Source organism: Methylobacter sp. (assembly GCF_004322395.1).
Taxonomy (GTDB): Bacteria; Pseudomonadota; Gammaproteobacteria; order Methylococcales; family Methylomonadaceae; genus Methylobacter_A.
In genome coordinates this window covers 1-24,249 of the sequence record NZ_SCTW01000059.1, presented here as the reverse complement: position 1 = coordinate 24,249, position 24,249 = coordinate 1, and the positions used below count along the sequence as shown (strand labels likewise).

12 protein-coding genes, 3 tRNA genes and 1 pseudogene are annotated in these 24,249 nt (G+C 47.7%); 11 read left to right on the top strand and 5 right to left on the bottom strand.

Annotated elements, in window-relative coordinates:
• Positions 1 to 235 precede the first annotated feature (235 nt).
• From EPO18_RS08600 to EPO18_RS08575, 6 genes and pseudogenes are all read left to right on the top strand, one after another.
• Positions 236 to 541: pseudogene (locus EPO18_RS08600) on the top strand (transposase); the annotation flags it as partial.
• A gap of 115 nt (positions 542 to 656) precedes the next feature.
• Positions 657 to 2,063 (top strand): hypothetical protein, encoded by a 1,407-nt coding sequence (locus tag EPO18_RS08595; RefSeq protein ID WP_292432947.1) that lies wholly within the window; start codon positions 657 to 659, stop codon positions 2,061 to 2,063.
• Between the two features lie 337 nt (positions 2,064 to 2,400).
• The gene (gene ggt / locus EPO18_RS08590; protein WP_292432946.1) at positions 2,401 to 4,074 is read left to right on the top strand and encodes a gamma-glutamyltransferase; all 1,674 of its coding nucleotides are present in this window, start codon (positions 2,401 to 2,403) and stop codon (positions 4,072 to 4,074) included.
• Positions 4,075 to 4,090: 16 nt separating this feature from the next.
• Positions 4,091 to 4,771, top strand: a complete 681-nt coding sequence (locus tag EPO18_RS08585) for a 4'-phosphopantetheinyl transferase family protein (RefSeq protein WP_292432945.1) — start codon at positions 4,091 to 4,093, stop codon at positions 4,769 to 4,771.
• A gap of 400 nt (positions 4,772 to 5,171) precedes the next feature.
• Entirely contained in the window at positions 5,172 to 8,675 is a 3,504-nt protein-coding gene (locus EPO18_RS08580) for a PAS domain S-box protein (protein ID WP_292432944.1), read from the top strand.
• On the top strand, positions 8,662 to 10,761 hold the full coding sequence (locus EPO18_RS08575) for a two-component system response regulator (RefSeq protein WP_292432943.1): 2,100 nt from the start codon (positions 8,662 to 8,664) through the stop codon (positions 10,759 to 10,761). The genes EPO18_RS08580 and EPO18_RS08575 overlap by 14 nt, the downstream gene beginning before the upstream one ends.
• A gap of 110 nt (positions 10,762 to 10,871) precedes the next feature.
• Here EPO18_RS08575 and EPO18_RS08570 read toward each other — a convergent pair whose 3' ends face one another.
• Positions 10,872 to 12,056, bottom strand: a complete 1,185-nt coding sequence (locus tag EPO18_RS08570; protein WP_292432942.1) for an OmpA family protein — start codon at positions 12,054 to 12,056, stop codon at positions 10,872 to 10,874.
• 467 nt (positions 12,057 to 12,523) lie between these two features.
• Between EPO18_RS08570 and gltX the strand changes: the two genes are divergently transcribed.
• From gltX to dmeF, 5 genes are all read left to right on the top strand, one after another.
• Positions 12,524 to 13,927 (top strand): glutamate--tRNA ligase, encoded by a 1,404-nt coding sequence (gltX, locus tag EPO18_RS08565; RefSeq protein ID WP_292432941.1) that lies wholly within the window; start codon positions 12,524 to 12,526, stop codon positions 13,925 to 13,927.
• A 48-nt stretch (positions 13,928 to 13,975) separates the two neighbouring features.
• Positions 13,976 to 14,051 (top strand) — tRNA-Ala (locus tag EPO18_RS08560).
• Between the two features lie 24 nt (positions 14,052 to 14,075).
• A tRNA-Glu gene (locus tag EPO18_RS08555) sits at positions 14,076 to 14,151 on the top strand.
• Between the two features lie 89 nt (positions 14,152 to 14,240).
• A tRNA-Glu gene (locus EPO18_RS08550) sits at positions 14,241 to 14,316 on the top strand.
• Between the two features lie 242 nt (positions 14,317 to 14,558).
• Positions 14,559 to 15,503, top strand: a complete 945-nt coding sequence (gene dmeF, locus EPO18_RS08545) for a CDF family Co(II)/Ni(II) efflux transporter DmeF (RefSeq protein WP_292432940.1) — start codon at positions 14,559 to 14,561, stop codon at positions 15,501 to 15,503.
• Between the two features lie 53 nt (positions 15,504 to 15,556).
• Here the strand turns inward: dmeF and EPO18_RS08540 are convergent, their stop codons facing one another.
• From EPO18_RS08540 to EPO18_RS08525, 4 genes are all read right to left on the bottom strand, one after another.
• Positions 15,557 to 17,173, bottom strand: coding sequence for a ShlB/FhaC/HecB family hemolysin secretion/activation protein (locus EPO18_RS08540; protein WP_292432939.1), 1,617 nt, complete (start codon positions 17,171 to 17,173; stop codon positions 15,557 to 15,559).
• A gap of 75 nt (positions 17,174 to 17,248) precedes the next feature.
• Entirely contained in the window at positions 17,249 to 18,601 is a 1,353-nt protein-coding gene (locus tag EPO18_RS08535; RefSeq protein WP_292432938.1) for a FecR family protein, read from the bottom strand.
• Positions 18,598 to 21,960: a two-partner secretion domain-containing protein gene (locus EPO18_RS08530; protein WP_292432937.1), complete on the bottom strand. Its 3,363-nt coding sequence runs from the start codon at positions 21,958 to 21,960 to the stop codon at positions 18,598 to 18,600. The genes EPO18_RS08535 and EPO18_RS08530 overlap by 4 nt, the downstream gene beginning before the upstream one ends.
• A gap of 167 nt (positions 21,961 to 22,127) precedes the next feature.
• The coding region (locus tag EPO18_RS08525) for a CHASE2 domain-containing protein (protein WP_292432936.1) at positions 22,128 to 24,249 on the bottom strand (2,122 nt) is incomplete at its 5' end.

Here is a 24,249-nt window from a genome sequence, read left to right as displayed (position 1 = left end):
ATGTTTTGGTTTCATAGGTTATATCCTCACTTTATTCCGGTCTCTTGCGGAATTTATTCTCTTTAACAGCGAAAAGCATCTTAAAAACGCATTAAAATTCTCAATCTGTCTTAAAGGCTGAGTGCAATTGATCGTCAATCGACATGTTTCAAGGTCAGTATGACCTTATTGGAGGGTGTAAATAAATACGTGTAACCGCTTATTTTTATAGCCGTACAATACGGCAACAAAAAGGAATCAACGGTATCCCAGCATCTGCGCCTCCTGGCGGCATTGGCTTAACCTGATTGCTTTCTTCGATTGTCCCGATGAGAGTCGCAAAGTGATCTACACCACTAACGCCATTGAGTCTTTGAACAGCGTAATCCATAAAGCCACCGAGCGGCGCAAGTTGTTTCCCAGCGATCAGTCGGCTTTGAAGGTGGTGTATCTCTCCATTCATCAGACGGCTAAGAAATGATCCATGCCCATCCGCGACTGGAAGTCCGCACTCAATCGGTTTATGATTCTTTATCAAGACCGGATGAATGAGATTTTCTAACTGCGGTTTACACGGATATTTTTACACCCTCGTTTCCGGGATTGTTCGGTCTCAAATAATCGGTAATCTAATACGCTGTCGTTAATCGGAAATGTCCTAAGGAGCTCATACCTTCATGCGCGCAGTGCATCAGTCTTTCTGTCCGGATGCCTTTAGATGGGTACCCAAAGTCATTCTGCTACTCGCCTTGGTCTGTGGTGTGAGCGGTTGCAATTTTTTTAAAAGTACCCTGGAGTTGCCTGAAAAAGGTATCCGCTCTATGTTTTCGCTCAACGAGGAAAACGGCGCGCCCGACCCCGTCGAACTGCAATCCCAGTTGCTCCGCTTTGCTGACAATTCTATCGAATCGCTCAATCTCGCCATCGGCAAGTTGCAGCGAGAAGATGATAAGGCCACCCGAAGACGTACCCTTCTGAGCCGCCGCATCACCACTACCAACGATATATTGGCCATTGCCACCGGGGCCAATACTTATGCCAACCTCCTCGACATGGCCATCCTCGCCAGCTTGAACCGGATGAATGTCGAGGATTATTGGATACCCAAATTCTACGGCGAATCAGCTAAACCCTATCTACTCGCCTCTCAAGAGGTGGAGAAGGATATTTGGCGGATCGCCGCGACGACGCTAAAAAAAGAACAGCTCTCGGAGCTGCGTGCCGCCATCAAAACCTGGCACGAGCAACATCCGAATGTGCGTTCACCCAGTGATTTCGGATCGCTTGGCTTCGCGTCAGAAGTTGCGCAGAGTAATCGCAATTCCCGCCCAGGAATAACGAGTAGTGTTTTCAATCTGCTCTCCATCGACCCGTTGACGGGGCTCGACCCGGCCACCCGTGAACTGGCCAACACCCGGCTGTTCGCGGAACGCGGTTTATTCCTAGCCCGGCACATGCCGACCCTGATTCGTTGGGAAACCGAGTTACTGATCATGCATACGGCGGAAATGCCTCAGATGGAAAAGCTGCTGGCTAATACCACCCAACTGTCCGAATCGGCAGACCGGTTCAGCCAAACGGCGGAGCGCCTGCCAGAATTCATCAGCTCCGAGCGCCAACAGATCGTCCAAGTCATAGAAACTCAACAGCCGGGACTCACCAGCCTCGCCGCACAGACCGAGAAAGCACTGGACGCAGGCACACAGATGTCCAATGCGTCCACTACGACCCTAAAGTCTTTTCAAGATGTGCTGCGGCAACTCCAAGCCAGCCCATCTAACCCGAACGCCGAGCCTTTCCGTATCAACGACTACACTGCCGCCGCAGCGCAGATCAACGCCACCGCACAAGACTTGGTGAAATTGTTGCAAGCTTTCGACCAGACTCTGGTTCCCGGTAAGCTTGACGGATTGTCAGCCCGGTTGGACGCGGTGATCCGTCAAACCCAAGCCGGCGGCAAAGAATTGGTGGATTATACGTTTAGGCAAACCTTGTTTCTGGGTTTGATACTGATTGGTTCTGCTTGCGGGATGGTACTGGCTTCCGCTGTTGCTTTTTGGAGGTTAAAGAAGAGGTTTGCTTAAGCCATATTGGTCAATGGCAGCAAAGCATAAGCCCTTTAACCCACTATCTATTTAGGATACCAAACGTCGATTGGAGGCTTGCTTGCGAAACTGATGTGTCTACACTTTTCCAGACGCCATAGCTGCTGAGGATCTGAATTCGGCTTTATTGGTTTTGTTGTTTCCTTGGCTCATTTGGAATCACACTCTTTTGACAATATTTTAAATTGTGTGTCCAGTTTAGTGTAGCAACATCCAAAACTTTATCGATAACCCTGAAAAACCAGCTGTGCATCAAACTGGCGCGTTCTTGCAAATGTGGTTTAATGACGCAAATTAAATTTGATCAGAGAAAGTAATGTTAAAAAAGTATTACACGGCATTCCTATTAACGGTTGTTTTTGGAGTCTCAGCGGTTTATGCCGATGGAACCAAGGCTGCAATTGCCAGTGCGCATCCTTTAGCGACTGCGGCCGGTTTTGAAATCTTGGGCAAGGGCGGAAATGTTTTCGACGCGGCTGTGGCGGTCAGCGCGACGTTGGCGGTTGTCGAGCCATCGGGTTCAGGTCTGGGTGGCGGCGGTTACTGGTTGCTGCACAGGGAACAAGATGGCTTTGAAATCATGATTGATGGGCGTGAGAAAGCGCCTTTAGCGGCTCATCAGACTATGTATCTGGATAAGTCAGGCAAGGTGATTCCCCGCTTATCGCTTGACGGTGCATTAGCTGCCGCTATTCCCGGCATGCCTGCGGCTCTGGTGCATCTATCGGAAAAATATGGGCGTTTGCCGCTGGAGGAAAGCCTGCAACCTGCGATCAGGGCCGCCAAGACCGGTTTTGCGATCGGCGAACGGTATCGAAAATTGCTTAAAGTCAGGGCTGAGGTGATAAAAAAGCATCCGCAAACTGCACGGATATTTCTGCCCAATGGCGATGTTCCCAAAGCCTATTCAATACTTCGGCAACCGGATTTGGCCCACACATTAGAGCAACTGGCCGACTCAGGCCGGGATGGATTTTACGATGGCGAAATAGCCGATAAATTGGTGAAAGGCGTTAACAAGGCCGGCGGCATCTGGACAAAACAAGACCTTGAATCTTATCACGTTGTCGAGCGGGAGCCGGTAAAGGGAAACTATCGCGGCATAAAAATTACCAGCGCCGCACCGTCGTCATCCGGCGGCATTGTGTTGATTGAATCGTTAAATATTCTGTCTGGTTACGATTTAAAACAGGCCGACGAACCGACCCGAAAGCATCTTATCGTCGAGGCCATGCGCCGCGCTTATCATGACCGGGCCTTGTATCTGGGAGATTCGGACTTCGTCGATATGCCGGTTAGGCGTTTGCTGAATGAAGATTATGCGGCCGGGTTGCGCAGCAGTTTGCGTCCCGATAAAGCGTTACCCAGCGCCATGTTGTCGGGTGAAATTCAGCCGCAACCCGAGGGCGTCAATACTACGCATTTTTCGATTATTGACGAGCAAGGCAATCGGGTTGCGGCCACATTAAGCATTAACTTTCCGTTTGGTGCGGGTTTGGTTGCGGATGGAACCGGCGTGTTGCTGAATGATCAAATGGATGACTTTGTCAGCCAGCCCGGTGCCATGAACGGCTATGGGCTGATAGGCGGTATCGCCAACGCCATCGCGCCGGGCAAACGTATGTTGTCCAGCATGGCCCCCACTTTTCTTGACGACGGCAATAACGTTGCGGTGTTGGGAACGCCCGGCGGCAGTCGTATCATTTCAATGGTATTGTTAGCTGCTCTGGATTTTGCAAAAGGCAATGATCCGGATTCATGGGTGCAAGTGCCGCGTTTCCATCATCAATTTATACCCGATGTGGTTGAATATGAAAAAGGCGCAATAGCGGCAAATGAGCTTGTTGGCCTGGCTGCAATGGGCCATCAACTGAAAGAAGCGCGTTACAGCTACGGCGATATGCAGGCTGTGCAGTGGAGTAAAACCACGCATCAACTGACTGCGGCCAGTGATCGCCGGGGCGAGGGGCGGGCTGTTGTTGGGCGTTAATTTGCAGGATATTGAGTTGAATACTGACACAATCCAAATATGGCACGGTAATATTTCCGCCGAAAACGCTCATTATCAAAGCTACTGGCGCGTTCTGGATGCAGACGAGCAAGCCCATGCAGGAAGAATTAAAATTGATTTGCTACATAAACGCTATGTAGAAGTGCATGGCCGCTTAAGAAATATATTAGCCCAAACGCTTAATGAGTCGCCGGAAAAGATAAAGATAAATAAAGCCGAACATGGCAAACCTTATCTTCCCGATACGCCTGAATTGGCGTTCAACCTGTCCCATTCAGCAGACACGCTGGTGATTGCCGTGGGCTGGAACTGTCAGTTGGGCGTGGATATAGAAAGTTGTAAGCCGAGAGCCAGTCTGGCTGGTTTGGTTGAGAAATGTTTCGCCGAAGAAGAAATCGCCTACTGGAACAAACTCCCGGAAGCTCAAAAAATACTCGAGTTTTACCGATTTTGGACTCGCAAAGAAGCCTTTGTTAAAGCCACGGGACGTGGAATTGGCTTAGGATTGAATCGCTGTGTTATTAATCCTGAAAATCAAGCCAAGTTTTTAAGAGTTCCTGTCGATTACGGGCCGGCTTCAATATGGCATATACATGAGCTAGCTTTCGGTCTGGGTATTTGCAATGCGTTAGTGACGGATAAGGATATAGCTGGCTTCAGGCTTATGGATTTTTGAATCATAAACTGAAAAAGGCATTAATTAGGGTTTATTTTAATCATTTAGGCACAAAGACTTGGTAGCCAGAAAACAGAACACGGATGGCCCGAATTAGACTGATAGTCGACGAAAAAGTTAATGTATATCCACGTACAGCATTTTCAATTTGAATTAGTTGCTAACCATTAAAAGACTTTGTCCTCATCATGGCCACTGGCAAGCCAAGCCTGCACTCCCGTCACACCATAGTTTCAATAAGCCTCGTAGCTATTTTAGTAATTAACTGAATTTGAAAACTCTGTAGTGAGAATTCGTATTTTTCACTGGCATAGACTATTTCTATTCAATAAATAAGGTTATATTTTATAATGTTATTACTAAGGGGGTGAATCCCGAGTTTTGCTTAAGTATCATAACCATGTATAAAAATAATAAATCATTGGCAAAAGTCGTGGCCGCCGCGATGCGGGTCTGGCGCTTGCTTTTCCCGGCCTCATTGAAGCCCGGCAGCATCCGCTACTATTTGTTGGCCATTGTGCTGATGATGTTGGCTTTGTTGCTACGCTTGGCCATCGCCCCCGTCAATGCGGGCTTACAGTATGTAGTCTTTTTTCCACCCGTCACGCTTGCCGCTATCGCCGGAGGATACCGAACGGGATTTTTTGCCACGCTGATCGGCCTAGCTTTTGCCACCTTTATATTGACCCCGCCCTATTACTCTTTTTCATGGGCAGTTTTGCAAACCAGTTTTTGGCCTAACATGGTTTTCCTGTCGGATGGTCTCATCGTATCCATTTCGATTGAGGCCATGCACCGCTACCGCCAACGATACGAGAAGGAGCTTAGGGACATTAAGAAGTCCGAGGCGCGTGAGCTGGCGCTCAATAAGGAGCTGGGCGAGACCATCGCCGAACACAGGCGGGCGACAGCGGCGCTACAAGAAAGCGAAACGCGTTTGCGGGCGTTGTTCAACACCTCAGCCATTGGGATTGTAGTGATTGATGAGCAAGGGCGCATTGAAGAATTCAACCAAGCCAGTGCAGCTATTTTTGCTTATTCCCAGGAAGAAGTTATCGGACAAAACATCAACATACTTATGCCGGAACCCTATCACACTGAGCATGATAGCTACATCAAAAGATACCTGGCAGAAGGGAGGAGCAATATCATCGGTATTGAGCGGGAAGTGCCCGGAAAACGCAAAGGAGGTGCGATCTTTCCGATGCAACTGAATGTGGGTGAGGTCAATCTGGGTAATCGCAGCATATTCGTCGGCTTTCTCCAGGATATTTCAAAACGAAAACAGACGGAAAGCACGAGCCGCCAGTTCGAGGCCATCGTACAGTCGTCGGACGATGCGATTATGAGCAAGAATCTGGCAGGCATCGTCACCAGTTGGAACGCCAGCGCCGAACGCATGTTCGGCTATACCGCCGAGGAGATGATCGGTAATTCCATGTTGAAGCTGTTTTCTCCTGATCGAGTCGATGAGGAAAAGGCTATTTTAGGGAAAATCACCCAAGGGCAGCGGGTTAACCATTTCGAAACTATACGGTTGCGCAAGGATGGTTCGCCGATTGATGTGTCCGTGACTCTGTCACCTATTGTTGACGAGGCGGGCAATGTCGTCGGCACATCCAAGATCGCCAGGGACATTACCCAGAGCAAGCGTGTCGAGCAGGAACTTTATGAAGCCAAGCAGGCAGCGGAAGCCGTCAGCCGCAGCAAGGGCGAATTTCTTGCCAACATGTCGCATGAAATACGCACTCCGATGAACGCGATCATCGGGCTGACCCGTCTGGCGACAGAAACAGAAATGACGCCGAAACAGCAGGATTACCTGCAAAAAATCCAGACCTCATCCCAGGCATTACTGGGCATACTCAACGATATTCTGGATTTGTCCAAGATCGAGTCGGGACGGATGGACATAGAGCGCATCGAGTTCGACCCAACCCTGATGTTGCAAGGTGTATCCGATCTGTTTGTGGCCAAAGCCGAAGATAAGGGACTGGAAATCTTCCTGGATGTCGCGCCGGAAACTCCCTTGACCGTGGTGAGCGACCCGTTGCGTATCCAGCAGGTACTCACTAATCTGCTCAGCAATGCCGTAAAATTTACCCCTAAGGGGGAGATTCATGTTCGTATGGAGATTGATGAAATCAGTGACAACGATTTGTTGCTGCGCTTGAGTGTGCGCGATACCGGCATCGGCATCAATAAAGCAGTCATCGAGCATCTGTTTCAGCCTTTCAGCCAGGCTGACGCATCAACTACCCGAAAGTTTGGCGGTACTGGGCTCGGTCTGGTTATCAGTAAACAAATGGTAGAACTGATGGGCGGCAGCATCAATGTATCCAGCCAGTTGGGGCAAGGCAGTATTTTTTCATTCACTATCTGTTGCGGGAAGGGGCGGCCTTACAACTGGAGCCAGGATAGTCATCACCTCAAGGGTACCCGTGTTTTAGTAGTCGACGATCAAGAAACTTCTTGCCTCATACTGAAGAACATCCTCGAATCCTGGGGGCTCCATGTTACGACAGCGCTATCTGGGGAAGAGGCCATACAACGGATCCAAAAAGAGGAACAAATCGGCACACCGTTCGATTTGCTGTTGGCGGACTGGCAGATGGTGGGTATGAGCGGGCTGGAGCTTGCTCAGGAATTGAAGAGAGAGGAATGTCAAGGCAACTTGAAGCATCCACCTACCATTATCATGGTGACAGCACACAGCAAGGAGCTGTTGCTGAAGGAAGCGATCAGCTCATCAATCCATCTCAACGCCATCCTTACCAAGCCGGTTGTGCCTTCCAGTTTGCTCAACACTATCCTCCATGTTTATCACTATCAAGGTAAAGAGTATAAGATTCCGGTAACACAGATTGATCCTTATGAAGCCGCCCGCCCGTTACGAAATGCCCGTATCCTGTTGGTGGAAGACAACGAACTTAATCAGCAGGTGGCGGGTGAGTTCCTTGAGAAGGCAGGTATGCGCGTCAGCATCGCCAACCACGGCGGCGAAGCGGTACAGTGGGTGAAGCGGGAAAATTTCGATGCCGTGCTGATGGATTTACAAATGCCGGAAATGGATGGCTACGAGGCAACCCAGCGTATTCGCGAATTACCTGGCTGCGTTAACTTGCCAATCATCGCCATGACTGCGGCGGCCATGCAGCATGATCGTGAGGCCTGTCTTGAAGCCGGCATGAACGATCATGTTGCGAAACCCATAAAGCCACAGGAACTGATCGATACTCTGTTGCGTTGGGTCAAACCTGCCCACCCTTCATGCACCTCGTCCACTCCCCCAGCAAGCCGGGAAGCCTGGTCCGATCTGGCAGACAAGCTGCCAGGTTTCGAGTTAAGTGACCTCATGATCATGTTGAGTGGTAACCAGAAGCAATTGGTGCGTATGTTGACTGTGTTCCGGGAGCGGTATGTCGATGAAGCGCCTGCTATTGCCGCTCAAATCGCTGAAGGTGATATGGAAGCGGCAAAAAAACGTTTGCACATGTTTAAGGGTGCAGCAGGCAATCTGGGCGCCAGAGATCTGCATCGGGCAAGCGCCGCGCTGGACGCCCAACTTGAGAGCGGACACTATGATGCTACGACGCTTGCTAACTGGCTTAGGATATTCGATAGAACAATGGCAACCCTTGCCGAACTACCAGCTCAACAAGCTATTGCTGCTCCGCCGTCCGTGGATGGCTCGACGCTTCAACAAGTTATGGCTGAACTGGACACTTTGCTTGCTAAAGACAGTTTTATCGACGACGAGTTGCTCGAGCGGCTCAAAATTCTTTTGCCGGATGACAAACAAGCAGAATACAACACGCTGAGCCAATATATTCTTGATACCGACTATCCTCAGGCCCGAACGGTTTTGAACACGCTTATGGGGGCAGTAAATGGGAAAAATTGAAGTATCGGATCGAGAGTATCCACGTCCCACCATTCTGATAGTCGATGATACGCGCGATAACCAGGAATTACTGGTTTCACTGTTAAAGCAGGATTATCGGGTTAAAGTTGCGGGCAATGGTCCCAGAGCACTGGATATCGCCCAGTGTTCTCCATATCCCGACCTCATTCTGCTTGATGTTAATATGTCCGAGATGGACGGTTACGAAGTATGTCGAAGGTTGCAGGAAAATCCGCTTACCCGCGATATTCCGGTGATTTTCGTGACTGCGGCGTCCAGCCAAGAATCCGAAACCCTTGGCCTGCAACTGGGGGCCATGGATTATATCACCAAGCCGATCAGCCCCAACATTGCCTTGCTGCGGGTGCGTAACCAATTGTTGCTTAGAAAGTCACTGAACAAGCTGCATCTGACATCGATAGTTTTCGAGAACACATTGGAATGCATCATGATCACCGATGCGCAAGGCGACATTATTGATGTTAACCCCGCCTTTAGCCGCATAACCGGCTATACGCGCGAAGAGGTTTTGGGTAAGAATCCTCGTTTTTTGAAATCGGGACATCATGATCAGCCGTTCTACGCTGAAATGTGGCACGAAATTAATACGACCGGATACTGGAGCGGCGAACTTTGGAATCGCACCAAGACAGGAGAATGTTATCCTGAATTGCGTAGCATTTCTGCCGTTACCGATACTCAAGGTATCGTAACCCACTATATTGGAATTTCCTCCGATATCAGTCAGATCAAGCATCATGAGGAACAATTAGAACGCATCGCCCATTATGACGCCCTGACCGGCATTCCCAACCGGCTGCTGCTGGCTGATCGCATGAGACAGGCTATCGCTCAAGCCAAACGTGACCGGAAAATGTTGGGCGTTTGCTATCTGGATCTTGATGGCTTCAAACCCATTAACGATACTTTTGGGCATCAGGCCGGCGACAGTGTTTTAGTTGAAGTTGCCCGGCGTATCAGCAACATCCTTCGCGAGGGTGATACCATCGCTCGCCTGGGTGGTGATGAGTTTGTAGTGTTACTACCGGATTTAAATCACGTAGAAGAATGTATCGCAACCTTGAAGAGGTTGCATGAGAGTATTAGCCTGCCGGTTTCTATTCAGGATCATTCTAATTCTCTTACCGCCAGTATTGGGGTAAGTATTTTCCCAGGTGATGATAACGACCCTGACGTGCTGTTACGTCATGCCGACCAAGCCATGTATATCGCCAAGCAATCGGGCAAAAACCGCTATCATCTGTTCGATCCGACACATGATCGGCAAAGCCGTATTTACCAAGAGGCTATGCTGCGGATCCAGCAGGGGTTGGATAAACAGGAGTTCGAGCTTTACTATCAGCCTAAGGTCGATCTGTCTACTCGAGAAGTTGTTAGCGTGGAAGCGCTGATTCGTTGGAATCATCCGGAACGCGGTTTGCTCTTGCCGGGTGAGTTTCTAACTGACATCCGCAATTCGGAACTGGAAATCAGGTTAGGCGAGTGGGTCATCGACACCGCGTTAGGTCAACTTATGCAATGGTGCAAAGAGGGTCTTATCCTGGATATTTCTGTCAATATTGACGCTTGTCACTTGCAATACGAGGGGTTCGTGGAGTATCTCAAACATAGGTTCAACGCGCATCCTGGATTGCCATCCGGTCGTTTACATATTGAGATACTGGAAACCGCGGCTCTTGAAGATTTTACTACGGTCACGGCGACCATCGAAGCTTGTCGGGTGATGGGAACGCGGTTTGCTCTGGATGATTTTGGCACCGGCTATTCCTCACTTACGTATCTGCACCGGTTGCCGATCGATACGCTCAAGATCGATCAATCCTTTGTACGCGATATGTTAGTGGATAAAGGCGATAACGCCATTGTGCAGGGTGTTATCGCGTTGGCGAAAGCCTTTGGCCTCAAAACAGTGGCGGAGGGTATAGAAACTATGGAGCATTTCGAAGCTCTACTTGCCATGGGCTGTGAATCTGGTCAAGGATACGGCATCGCACGGCCGATGCCGGTATCCGATCTTATCAGATGGGCGCGAAACAGCGATGTTTACTTTTTGCCTGTCTTATAATAACGGACAGCCTGTGTATGAAGATACGTAGGACCTTTTGGTAATTAAAAAAGGGCGGAGTTAACCGCCCTTTATTTATATTTAAAATACCTGAATTTCCGCAAGTGAGGTTATTTAAGTACTTCCAACTGCACTCTACGGTTGTTGGAGCGACCTGCTTCGGTTTCATTGGTGTCGATAGGTTGGGTCAAACCGTAGCCGCGGACAGTCAATCCACCTGCATGAGTTTTGCGGCTTAAATAATTTTTAACAGCCAGCGCTCGGCGCTCGGACAATCTCTGGTTGTGTTCCACTGTGCCGGTGCTGCTGGTGTGGCCTTGTACTTCAATGTTGACGCCGGGATTGTTTTTGATTACGGTAGCCGCATTGTCGAGTTCGGAATAATATTGCGGTCTGATATTGCTTTGATTATTGCCGAATTTTATATCGACAATCCAGCAGCCAAATTGATTAACATGAGCGCCTTTTGGAGTGTTCGGGCACTTATCTCTGCAATTGTCGATACCGTCGGCATCATCGTCTTGCCTTGAGCAGTCGGTAAGCGGCAGCGTACCGGGTTTTAAGAAAACGCTTTTGACAAAATTGGTCATGCCCTCGGGGCTGGAAATCCGGTTGGCGGTGGTGCCAAAGCCGCAACCAGCAACGTCTGAAAGTTGATTTAATACGGTTTGTCCGTATTCGTCTTGTTTATTTCCTACCCAGACAGTATAAACACATAGTCTGTCGCCATACCGTTGTTTTAAGGATTTAACGGCTGGGACAGGGTCAGTATCTACTCCTCCATCGCTGAGGATCAGCATGGCGATATTACCTGTCGTGGTTGATAAGTCTTTGACGCTTTCTTCAATGGCGCTATCCAGAGGTGTACCGCCGCTTGCACAGGTCATTGTATCTATGCCGCTACCGAAAGGCGGTTTTGAGTAGCTGATCAGGGGCAGGTTAAGACGGGTAAATTTCCAGCCCAAACAAGGGCCGAAACCGAAACTGCGGATGCCGGCTGTCAGCTTTAGGTCGGGGATGGTCAGATTTATTCTGTTCAGGATTTCTTTTTCAACGGAAAATTTTGTAGGGGAGGGCTGGGCCGGGAAGTCTGCGCCAAGATATTTATCCGCCATTGATGATGAGGAATCGTTGATGACATAAAAGTTATCGGTTTTTTGTATATATTGTCCTGAAGAGATCAAACCATTTAAATCTTGGGGGCGAAAGGTTTCGAAAGTGCTCGTCGGTTGCGAAGCGCAACCCGATATGAGTATATATGTAATAGCTGCTGCAATGATAAGTGTCTTTTTCATGGAGTACTCCTTGTTAACAAATCGTTTCAGATAACGCAATGTCATACAGTAGCCATCGTGTTGATCCTAGTATTCTATTGATTCTAAATAAATAATCATAAAATAATCAGGTAGGGCGTTAATAACGTTTAAATGCTATAACAAACTAATTATTTATAAAATAAGTGTGACCACCTATTACTGATTAAAAAACAAAAAATGTATATGGCCGTTTATTGTTGCGTATTAAGACTGATTTACCGATTTTTAATAGCTTATATGGATAGATAAAATAGTTTAACGCTATAAGTAGGGGTTAAGTTGATGTTTGAGGACAAATAAAAATCTGCAAATAAGAATCTTATTAAAGTTGAAGTGATTATGACGGGCATCGCTGTGAAAAAACGATGTTAAAATGATGGTAGGGTGGCACTAGAAGGTCACCCGCCGCAAATCCCAACAATATTTTATTAACGAAATAATATCCAATGAGTATAAAAACACGTTTTGCCCCGAGCCCAACGGGTTACCTGCATGTGGGTGGTGCCCGCACTGCGTTGTTTTCCTGGCTTTATGCACGCAAGCATGGCGGAAAGTTTATTTTAAGAATAGAAGATACCGATCTGGAGCGTTCAACGCAGGAATCTGTCGATGCTATTTTGGAAGGCATGACTTGGTTGGGGCTGGAATATGATGAAGGGCCTTTTTATCAAACCCACCATTTTGATCGGTATAAGGGGATTATTCAGCAACTGCTGGATCAAGGCGATGCCTATTACTGCTATTGCAGTAAAGAGGAACTGGAGCAGTTGCGTGCCGAGCAAATGGCTAACAAGGAAAAGCCGCGCTATAACGGCAAATGCAGGAATTTGGTGGGGCCGAAAGATGGACGGGAAGCGGTGATACGCTTTAAAAATCCCGTTGACGATGTGGTGACTATTCCTGATTTGATTAAAGGCGATATTGTTGTCGCCAATAAAGAGCTGGATGATCTGATTATCGCCAGAGTCGACGGTACGCCGACCTATAATTTAACGGTGGTGGTTGACGATATGGATATGAAGGTGACGCATGTTATTCGCGGCGACGATCATATCAATAACACGCCCAGGCAGATGAATATTCTTAAGGCATTGGGCGCGGAACTACCCAAATACGCGCATCTGCCGATGATACTGGGGCCGGATGGTGCGAGGCTCTCAAAACGCCATGGTGCAGTCAGTGTGATGCAGTTTCGTGACGACGGCTATCTGCCCGAGGCGTTGCTGAATTATCTGGTGCGTCTGGGGTGGTCGCATGGCGATCAGGAGATTTTTTCTATTGATGAAATGGTCGAGCATTTTGCTTTGGAAAATGTCAATGTCTCTGCGTCTGCATTCAATACCGAAAAGCTGTTATGGCTGAATCATCAATACATTATGAATAGCGATCCGGCTCATGTGGCGCGTCATTTAAGTTGGCATATGGGCGAATTGGGCATCGATCCTTCCGAAGGGCCAAACCTTGTCGATATGGTCAAGGCGCAACGTGAACGTTGCAAAACATTGGTTGAAATGGCTGCTGCCAGCGTTTATTTTTATAAAGACTTTGAGTCGTATGATGAAAAAGCGGCTAAAAAGAATTTCACTCCCGGCTCGGATGAAGTTTTGGCGCGGTTGCACGATGAATTTACTGCTGTGACAGAATGGCAGGGCGAGACGTTGCATCAGATTGTGGTGAATCTTGCCGAAACCATGGGCCTGGGTCTGGGCAAGGTTGCTCAACCTTTGCGTGTAGCGGTCTGCGGCTCGGCGGTTTCCCCGGCAATTGACGTGACATTGTCATTGTTGGGTAAAGAAAAAACCTTGGCTAGAATTCAGCGAGCCATAAACTATGTAAGAAACTTAAATTAGTATTGGATTAAATCGGTAATTACTGTACAATACCGTTTCTCAGCTACTGGGGCCATAGCTCAGCTGGGAGAGCGCTTGCATGGCATGCAAGAGGTCAGCGGTTCGATCCCGCTTGGCTCCACCAATAAAGTTGATTAAACCAGTTCTAGTCCCCATCGTCTAGTGGCCTAGGACACCGCCCTTTCACGGCGGTAACGGGGGTTCGAACCCCCCTGGGGACGCCATATATTAAGGCCTATGCTCATAGGCCTTTTTTTATGATTTTAGGGTATAAAAATTTACAATTAAGTGCAGGCTGACTAAACCAGTTTTAGTCCCCATCGTCTAGTGGCCTAGGACACCGCCCTTTCACGGCGGTAACGGGGGTTCGAACCCCCCTGGGGACGCCATTAATAGAAGGGTTATCAGAAATGATAACCCTTTTTTTATGCCTGTTATTTTGATTTGCGTTGGACATCGAAGACTAATTTTTATCAAAGACAATGATTATTCTATAAAATACGATTTCTGCACTTATTATGACTGTTAAAATAGAGTTATAAAAAGACCTGCCTGTCTTCTTTCGACAGCACGAAAATACCAAATCTAACTGATTTTCTTAGATTTATCCATTAGGAAAATAGGGTTCGGAATGCATACAGACACATTAAATCTTCTGAAACACAATCACGATTTTTCAGTCATTAATAAGAAAGGGGAGCGGCGAACCAAACTGGTTCTTGCTCTAACTTTTTTAACGATGATCCTGGAAATAACAGCGGGTGCTTTATTTGGATCGATGGCGCTACTTGCCGACGGCTGGCATATGGGGACGCATGTTGCCGCGTTTATGATCGCTATTATTGCCTATCGCTATTCCCGTGTTCACGCGCATGATCATACCTTTGCGTTTAGCGCAGCAAAAGTGGGCGTTTTGGGTGGATATACCAGTTCCGTGGCCTTGGGTGTTGTAGCGTTGATAATGCTGATAGAGTCGGGCCAACGCATAGCCAATCCTCACACAATTCATTTTAATGAGGCTATTGCCGTTGCAGGGTTTGGTTTATTCATCAATTTGATTTGTGCGTTGCTGCTTCAAGATCGCCATCATCATGACCATACACATGGTCATAGTCACCACCATGATCATAATCTTAAGGCGGCATATCTGCATGTTCTTGCCGATGCGTTGACTTCAGTGTTGGCTATAATCGCTCTGGTGCTAGGTAAATATTACGGCTGGAATTGGCTTGACCCGATTATGGGCATAGTTGGCGCTCTGATTATTGCTCAATGGTCTTATTCTTTGATGAGGGAAACCAGTCCGGTATTACTCGATGAAAGCATCGCATTGAAAGATAAATTGGCTATCAAGGAAAAAATAGAAAGCGACGCAGATAACCGTGTTTCGGACCTGCATATTTGGCGAGTAGGGCCCGGACACTTTGCCATCATCATCTCCTTAGTATCACATAATCCAAAAGAGCCGGAATATTACAAAGAGCTGTTAAAAGAGTTTTGCGGCGGAGGCGTTAACAAACTGTCGCATATTACTATCGAGGTAAATCGTTGCACTGGGGATTTTTGTATCGAATAAAACTGATAAATATTGATATTATTTTGATACTCATGCGCAAACCTTTAAAGCCTTCAATATTTAAATACAATATTGGCATGGATGCGATTGTTGCCCGCCTTGGTGGTTCCCGCTTCAGCAGTGTCCAACGCCGTGGCAAAGGCAATATTGCCCATGAAGTTTTCACGCCATTGGTAGTGTGCGCCAATTCCTGTTCCGCTCAGGTTCCAGTCCTTGATTTGCCCAGGCGTTGTGCTTTGCAGACGACCGTGTCCATAATCATAAAAGGCAAACAGGTTGACTTTTTGACCTTCGACTGCGTCTAGGACAGGCAAAACGGGCGTAGTAATTTCAAATTTTACAATTTCACCGCTATCCGCTCCGGTTTCGCGTTGATCGTATCCTCTCACATCAAAACTGCCACCAATGCCGAGTTGCTCTCCGGCTATCAGCGGGCTGTGACTATGCTGACCGCTAAGGCTGGTTTGCATCAGCCAGTCTTTAACATTAACCGAAAAATTCCCGCCATAACGCAATAAATCCCAGTTTTGCTTGGCATTAAGGCGGGACGCCTGGTAATGTGCATTGGTATTGTGCCCGCCGAAGTTGGTATTACCCACCCACTGTACATAATAGCCGGTATGGGTGTTTTGCCAGGGATATTCGCCTTTATAAAGCACACTAAACGGCGCGCTGCGGACATTAGTGCCCACCTGAGTATTGAAAAATAGAACATCATTGATGAAATAGCGGTTATCAATGCCTAAATCCAGACTATGCTCGTATTTGCCCAATTTGGGTAAAAATTGCTGATAATGGATGCCATACATTTCACCCGCCCCGGTTACCGTTAAATCGGTTGCCACCGTGCCGGTATTAACTGATGAATTGGCATAATAGGCACTCAGCCAGCCTTTGAGTCGATAGATAGGCAGACTGTAACTGCCGCCGTATTGCTGGACGGTATCGGCGTGATCCGGGGAGGTCGAATAACTGCCGTTGACGATATGATCCAATCCCCATAAGTTACTGTATTGAAGTACGCCGGTCATCCGGTAATCACCCGAGGACTGCGTCCCGTAATTATTGACAATTAAAGCCGCCTGATAGGGTCGGTGTTCGGTCACAGCAACATTAGCATCCAATTTATCGGGAGTTTTACTGGGTTTAAAGATGACTTGTACCTGTTTCGAGGGGTGTTTATTGGCCACTTTAATCGCTTCGGCCAAATCCTGCGTATTAGGCGATTCAGGCTTATTAAGAACCGGTAAGCTCGCAATGATATTGTTCCGGGTAAAGTGCTTGTTATCGGTCACTTCGACTTCACCTAAAGTAAAGGAGATGACTTGCAGCTTTACATCGCCGGTAGAGAGTGTTTGCGGTGGCACTATCACCCGATAAAACGGATAGCCTTGTTCGTGAATAATCAGCTCAAGCGCCTTACTGACTTCCTGTAGTTCTTTAAGCGAGTATGATTTGTTTTGCAGCGGCTTAAAATGCTCTTCAATAAACGATTGGGATAGCGGCGACAAGCCCTCAACCGAAAAATGCTTAACGTTAAACTTGAATTCCGGCGGTGCAGCAGCCAGACAGAATGCTTGGGAGATTAGGCTTAAACAGGCAGCGAATAAGGCTATTTTGGCTTGGCGGACAAGCCAATGAATTGTATTTGTTTGTTGTCGTTTTTTCATGAGCGTGTGTGTTGTATAGCCGAATTATTATCTGCATTATTCGCGTACAGGCATTGCAATGCCTATACAGTCACATTAACAACCATCCAGCGAGTTGCTGGGTTCATCGGAAAATAAATCCCCCTTCTCGGACGAATTATTGTTGGAGTCCGTTTCCCCTGGGTTCTCGGATGGTGATGTTTTGCCATCAGCATTTGTTTCGCCCTCTTTTACTATTTTCGGAGGCGTACCATCCTTAGTCTCGACAGATGTTTTGCCACTCTTTCCTTCAGTAATCGTTCCACCTTCGACGTTACGCTTATCCTCATGGACTTTTTGGGGATCGTGCTTATCTGTTTCCGGCCCTGGCTCAGGAAGATTGGTATCACCCGGTTGCACAGGGAGCACTGTCCCTGGCGTCTCTTCGGACTTGACGAATTTAAATCCTTCGGGCACGTTCGTAATTACGCCATCTTGATTAACATAGGATTCCCCTTCCCGTGTTAATTGGATAAATTCACCCGTTATAGGATTAACAAAAGTGTCAGTAATGGTGCCTCTGATACCGATAGTGGCAACCGGCGTATCCAAGGCAAAGGCGTCATGATCGTTTTTGCCAATACTGCCGGTCATGGCTCGCAGCCCCCCGGCGACTAAACGAAATAAAATCCGATCTTTTTGTCCTTTAATCTGATAATTATATTTTTTAATTTCCAATTCGCTGTCGGCTCTGAGCGTAACTTTTTCACCGTCAGGAAATACCAAAAGCGCATAGCTGTCTTTTTCGCTAATAATTGAATCTGAGTTATACAAGGGATTGCCCAATGAGAGGGGACGCTCTTTTGCATTCTTGTCGGCGCGGTTTATTGCGTTCACTTCACCCTTAATTTCAACTACGCGAGCCACTACGCTTTGCTCGGTTCTGGCGGTTTCTTTTTCTGCGCATGCTTTATCGCAGATACGTACATTAAATTCAGCTTTTTCGGATTGGGATTTAACTGTGGCGGTCGGCGTCTTTATCTGGAAACTTTCAGGGTTATCCTTGGCAATATCGCCGGTGCTTGCGTTAACGCCGCCTTGATGTAACACCAACTGTGCGTTTTTGTTAGCAGATTGGCTGTCATAATGATCAATGGTAAAGTTACTGTTAGGACGCACGGTAACTTTGGCACCGTCGGTAAATTCAATAATCACAAAGCTGCGCTCGGTTGTCTGGATATTATCGCCCTGAAAAATCTCGGTGCCGTTGCCGAGAATGCGCGGCGCAGCGCCGGGTTGCTGGGCGGCGTTGCTGCCTTTCACAAAACTGATATGGCCGACGACTTGAGTTGCCGCATAGGCGGGCAGGGCGAAAATTGTCAAGCACAGCCATAAGCCATAACATTTAACAACTCGGGCTAGTTGGATAGGCATCGTAGTTTTATAGTGAGGAGACGGATGGATTATCATTTGGTGCACTGCTTGGAATTTTTGTTTTTGCTTTCAGTGGAATCTGTAGAGTCGTTGCCGCTATCTTCAATTAAGTTTGTGTTACTGGTTTGCGGTTGCGTTGTTCCCAGAATGACTGAGTTGATATTTTCAAGAGAATCGGTATAGGTTTCAGTTAATCCGGCGGAAACGATTACTGCAGGAACAACAGTTCCGCTTGCTGCGTTAAAATAAGGCATCAGTAAGCCGTTTTGGCTTCCAATCAGCGAGCCGCCTGTCAGACTGATTCTGCCCAAACCCGCAGTAAGAGGAGCGTTAATATCAAGGATGCCGCTATTGTTGGCTGCGATAGTGATGCTGCCGCTACCGGCATTGATTGGGGCTAGAACATTCACGCCGCCTGTAAGGGTAGTTAGCGAAACATTCCCATTGTTGGTGAGAATGCCGTTTACATTGTAATTGTCAGGAGCAGTGCCGCCGATCATTTGTATGACGTTTAACCCTTTCGCGTTGTTAAAGGTAAAGTCCTGCCCCAGGGTTATGGCAGCAAGATTAGTAATGTTATTGGCAGCGCTGAGCAGCACGGTACCGTTTGCTTTGATGCCCAGATCCTGTACGTCAATCGCGGTCGCGCTTTGTGTTACGCCGGCGCCAGTGACTAAGCCGATACGGGTGGTTAAGGCATTCCTGTCAGTGAGGATTGAGCTGCCGGAGGTGATGCCTGCAACAAAAATGTCTCCTGCGTTATGTTTGATTGCGTTAAAATCGCCGGCGCCGATACCAATAGCAGCGGCGGATATTCTCCACAGCTCAGTTACGCTCAGACAAGTCCCGGCTCCGCCGATACATGCCGCACCGACAGTAATAGGACGGCCCGGAGTATAAGTTTGAATGCCTGAATCACTGGCGATGACTTTGCCATTGCTCGAAGCATCCCATGTCAGCGTATCCGTTGCAATATCTACGCTGCCAGTGCCGGCATTTATAGGTTGATTAATGCTTAGGGTGCTGGAAGAAATATCGATATCTTGATTATTGGTAGTGATACCGTTCAACAAAGTGGAGCCGTCAACCGATAGCACACTGTCCACGCTAAGGTTGCTGCTTGAGAAAAAGTCAAAACTGCCCGAACCTAGCCCACCTACTTTTAAATCGGCGGCAATTTTATTTATTTTGTTGTTGGTATTAAACAAATTAACCGCGCCGACGGTTTTTAACGCTAGACCACCTGCACTAAGGTTGGCGCCGGATTGTTGATTAATACCTACACCGGATTCCAAGGCGATATTATTGGCAGTAGGCGCTGTAATTCCACTAACGCCATCCACTGTGGATATTGTTAGTTGGTTGGAAGAGCGGTACCGGAAGTCACCGGCGGTAGCCTTACCGGAAATCACTCCTACCGGATTGGCTTCGGTTAATGTCACTGAGGCCCCTGATGCACTTAGTGAAGATGTGGCGATTGTTGCGCCAGCCTGTTGGGTGATCGCACCGCCGGAAGTCAGGTTTAGTGTAGTAGGATTCGCCAGTGCCAGTGCTGACTTGATATCAATGGCACCGCTATTGATATCGCCTATGCGCAGAACGGGTGTGGTGATGGTATTAAGCTCGGTGCTGCTCAACTCAAGTTTGCCGCTGTTGAGACCGGTGCTGCCAAGCCAAGTAATATTGCTGCTTAATAGACTAACAGAGTTGGAGCCATTGATTGTGTAGCCGCTTAGCAGATTCATATCACTGGCTTTAAAGCTAATATTAGCGGCGGTTAAGTTCTCCCTGCTTTCAATCGTGCCTGCTGCGTTTAGATCAAGATTTCCGCTATTGATGGAAATGGCGGCAGCGATGGTGATGTTGTTTTGGGCGGTTAAGGTGAGTGACGCGGTATTAACATTGGTTTTGATGATGGGAACATTGACATCGATGTTGCCACCAGCTCCCGTTTGTAAGGTAACGCTGGTGCCGGTGTTCAGCAGGTTCACAATGTCGGTGGCAGAAACATCCGTGGGACCGCCATTCGATTCGAATAATCCCCCCGTATTCACTATACAACCCCCAGTGCAGCCGTTAACTACCAGATTGAAGGGGTCAAGCAGCCATTCGCCGCCCTGACCGTTAGCTGAGGAAGCATTGATTTTAATACCATTTATATCCAGCCAATGACCGGAGGTTTCAATAAAGCCACCATTACCGCTCAGGCTGCCGCCCCTGGCACTGATGTCGCCGTATGCCCGAGTAGATTCATCCGACCAGACGATGACTTTACCGCCGTTACCGGTTGTCTTGGCATCGGCTTTAATAATTGCATCTTTACCTATATAAGTCGCTTTAGCATTGTGTACAGCGGAATTCTTGCCCTGATAATCACCACCGATTAAAATTTCTCCGCCGCCGTTTTCGCCGCTGGCGTCAATATGCGCTTGATCCAGTACGCCAACCCGCTCACCGAGAAGCTCTATGTTGCCGCCTTTGCCGACTTGGGTAGCTTGGGCTTCGATAGTGCCATACGCCAAGGTGGTGCCGGTTTTGCTGTCGATATGGATAGAGCCCGCATTGCCACGGCTGTTATTGGCCGATATTCTACTGCCGGGGGCTAACGTTATATCCTGTTGGGCAACCAGTTGGATGTGGCCTTGTTTGTCTACCTGAACACTGTCGGCGTTGATTTCGCCGCTGTGCTTGATGGTGCTGGCAAACACGTTGATAGCACCGCCTTCAGATAACAGTTTGCCGAGATTAAGCACGCTGTCAGCAGGCGCCTGAACCTGAAAACGAATATCCGGATTATCCAGATTGGTGATAGTCAGTTCCTGACCTGCCGCGAGGGTAATCGATCCGCCATCACTTTTGATAATGCCGTTATTTTCGATTTGCGGAGCAATAAGAATAATATTGCCGTCTTTCCCGGCACGGATGATGCCCTCATTACGGATGTTTCCGGCGCCGGAACCGGCCATGAAATGGTAGTTTCCATTCAGAAAATCCTGGTCGCTCAAGTTAAGGCTGGAGGCAATCAAGCCTTGGGTATCAATCACCGAGCCTGCGCCAAACACGATACCGTTCGGATTGATTAGGAAAACTTTTCCGTTGGAGGCCAGTTGCCCCAAAATTTCGCTGGGGTTTTGGCCGATAATGCGGTTAAGCACTGCGCTTTGGCCATTTTGCTGGATAAACTGGGTGAGTTCGTTTTGGCCGATGCTGAAATTCTGCCAGTTGATAATCGCATTGGGGCTGTTGGTGACGGTGGTTAAGCCCGGCGTAGCGGTGTCTATGCTGACTTGCCCGCTGATAACCTGCGCCCCGTCCGGGTTAGCATATGAAAGAGCAGGGTAAAGTACTGCTAAAATAGCCAAGTGTAGGGTGGTTTCGCGACAGCAAACCGCCAAACTTTGTCTGCGAATTGGCGGATTACCAGCGCGTATTCGTCGTACAAGCTTTTGTTTTGGGTTGATTTTCATCGCAATAATTTCACTTTAAGTTTTAATTATTTGTATCGGTTGTTAGTCAATTCCATTAAGTTGCGTTATGGAAATTGCGAACCATAGTTGAAATATTACTTGCTGGTATGAGTAAACACGCCATCCCAGCCGGTTTCCGGGGGGTATTCAAGGTAATAGGCTATACGCTCTAGATAAATTGAGTATAGTTTATCATTTGGATGCTGTTTTGCCAGTTGTTCAAAAATGATTTGCGCAGCCCCCCATTGCTGTTGCCGATAACTGTGCAGACCCTGGTTCAACAGCTCGAGAATCTGTAATTGTTCGGGACTGATGTCTTCTATTGCGCCCAGCGGTTCATAAATAGTAATGGGTTTGTGTTTGCCCTTAACGCGTACTATATCGAGTTCCCGGTAGGTAAATTCAGGAGCCGCCATAAGCGTGCTTTCACTGACAATCATTTTTACGCCATATTGCTTGGTGAGTCCTTCCAGGCGGGAACCCAAATTGACCGCATCACCCATCACCGTGTAAGCAATGCGAAATTGCGAGCCCATATTGCCCACACTCATTTTGCCGGTGTTAAGACCTATGCCTATATCAACTTCCGGCCAACCTTTGGCTTTAAAATCCTGTTGAATGGTGTTTAAAGTCTGCAAGATGGCTAGCCCCGCCCTTACGGCGTAGGCGGCATGCTGAGGATTGTGCATTGGAGCCCCCCAAAAAGCCATGATCGCGTCGCCGATATATTTGTCGATAGTGCCGTTGTGTTCATGTATGACGCGGGTTACCGGGGTTAAAATGCCGTTAATCAGCTCGCACAGTTCTTGTGGCTCCATGCCTTCAGAAATAGTGGTAAAGCCCCGGACATCGGAAAATAACACGGTCATTTCCCGGCTTTCGCCTTTTAATGAAAATTGTTCATCCGACTGACTCATTTGCTCTACCAGTTCGGGCGGAATATATTGGCCAAACATGTTGCCCAGTTGTTTTTTCTTTTGGCTTTCGAAGAAAAAACCGAAAAATAGTTGGATACCGTACAAGGCAGTTAATAGTGTGATGGGAGTTGCTAATAGAGTATCGATGTTCCAAATCGCCCAACAGTAAAAATTGAATGCTATTCCACCGACAAGCAATACGCCGAACATAATGGCGGATAAAAATACGGGTAAGCGGGAAAATACCAAGACAGCAATCAGGCAAATCAATAGTAATTCGCTTAGTTCAATCGCCAGAATATAGCTGGGCCTGGATTTAATAGTTCGATCGAGTAATCCACTTAGAATGTTTGCATGTACCTCAACACCTGCATAGATGTTTTGTACCGGTGTTACCCGTAAATCGAGCAAACCCGCTGCCGATGTGCCAAGAATAACAATTTTATCTTTTAATTTTTCTACGTCGGCAACGCCGTTAAGCACATCGGTTGCTGACACATACGGAAAACTGCCTTGTCGTCCGCGGTAAGGCACTAAAAGAGTACTGCTGTCGTCAACAGGGATATGAAAACCTTCAATGTCCAGACCTTCCAGATGGCTATCGATATTGTTTTCACCACCATAACCCTCGCCAGTGACAAATTTGATCTCCGGCATGCCCAGCAAGGTTCTATATAACGCCAGTGACAATGCTTCATAAAGCTGATGGTTATAATTGATTAACAGTGGCAGTCTTCGATAAACCCCATCCTCGTCAACGCTGGGGTTGTTAAAAAAACCACCTGACATAGCCGCAGATTGCAATTTCGGCAGATTAGCGGCATAACTTTGCCCTTTGAACAGTAAAGGGCTGAAGGGTAATCCATCGGCCGCCGCCAAAGAAGTTGGCAACATACCCACTTCCGGAGTTTTTTCGATTATATGGCTGGCGAAATAACCCAAGACGATAGGCCTGTTTTCCAGGCTTTTGGCAAACATGTCATCAAAAGACAACTGCGGACGCATCGTTTCCAGCGTTGATAAAAAATCGGCATCCTTTTGCAGCGGGCCGGATGCCATTTTTTCCAACAACTCAATGCCTGCGCTGCTATCGGGCTCGGAAAAGACTACGTCGAAACCTAGTAACTTAATGTTGTAATAATCAAACAGCATATCGACCAAATAAGCCAACTTATCTCTGCGCCAGGGCCATCGGCCTTCTTTAGCAAGACTTTCTTCGTCTATATCGACAATGACTATGCGCGGATCGACGGTATTGACAACCGTCGTCCGTAAGCGCAAATCATATAAAATATTTTCC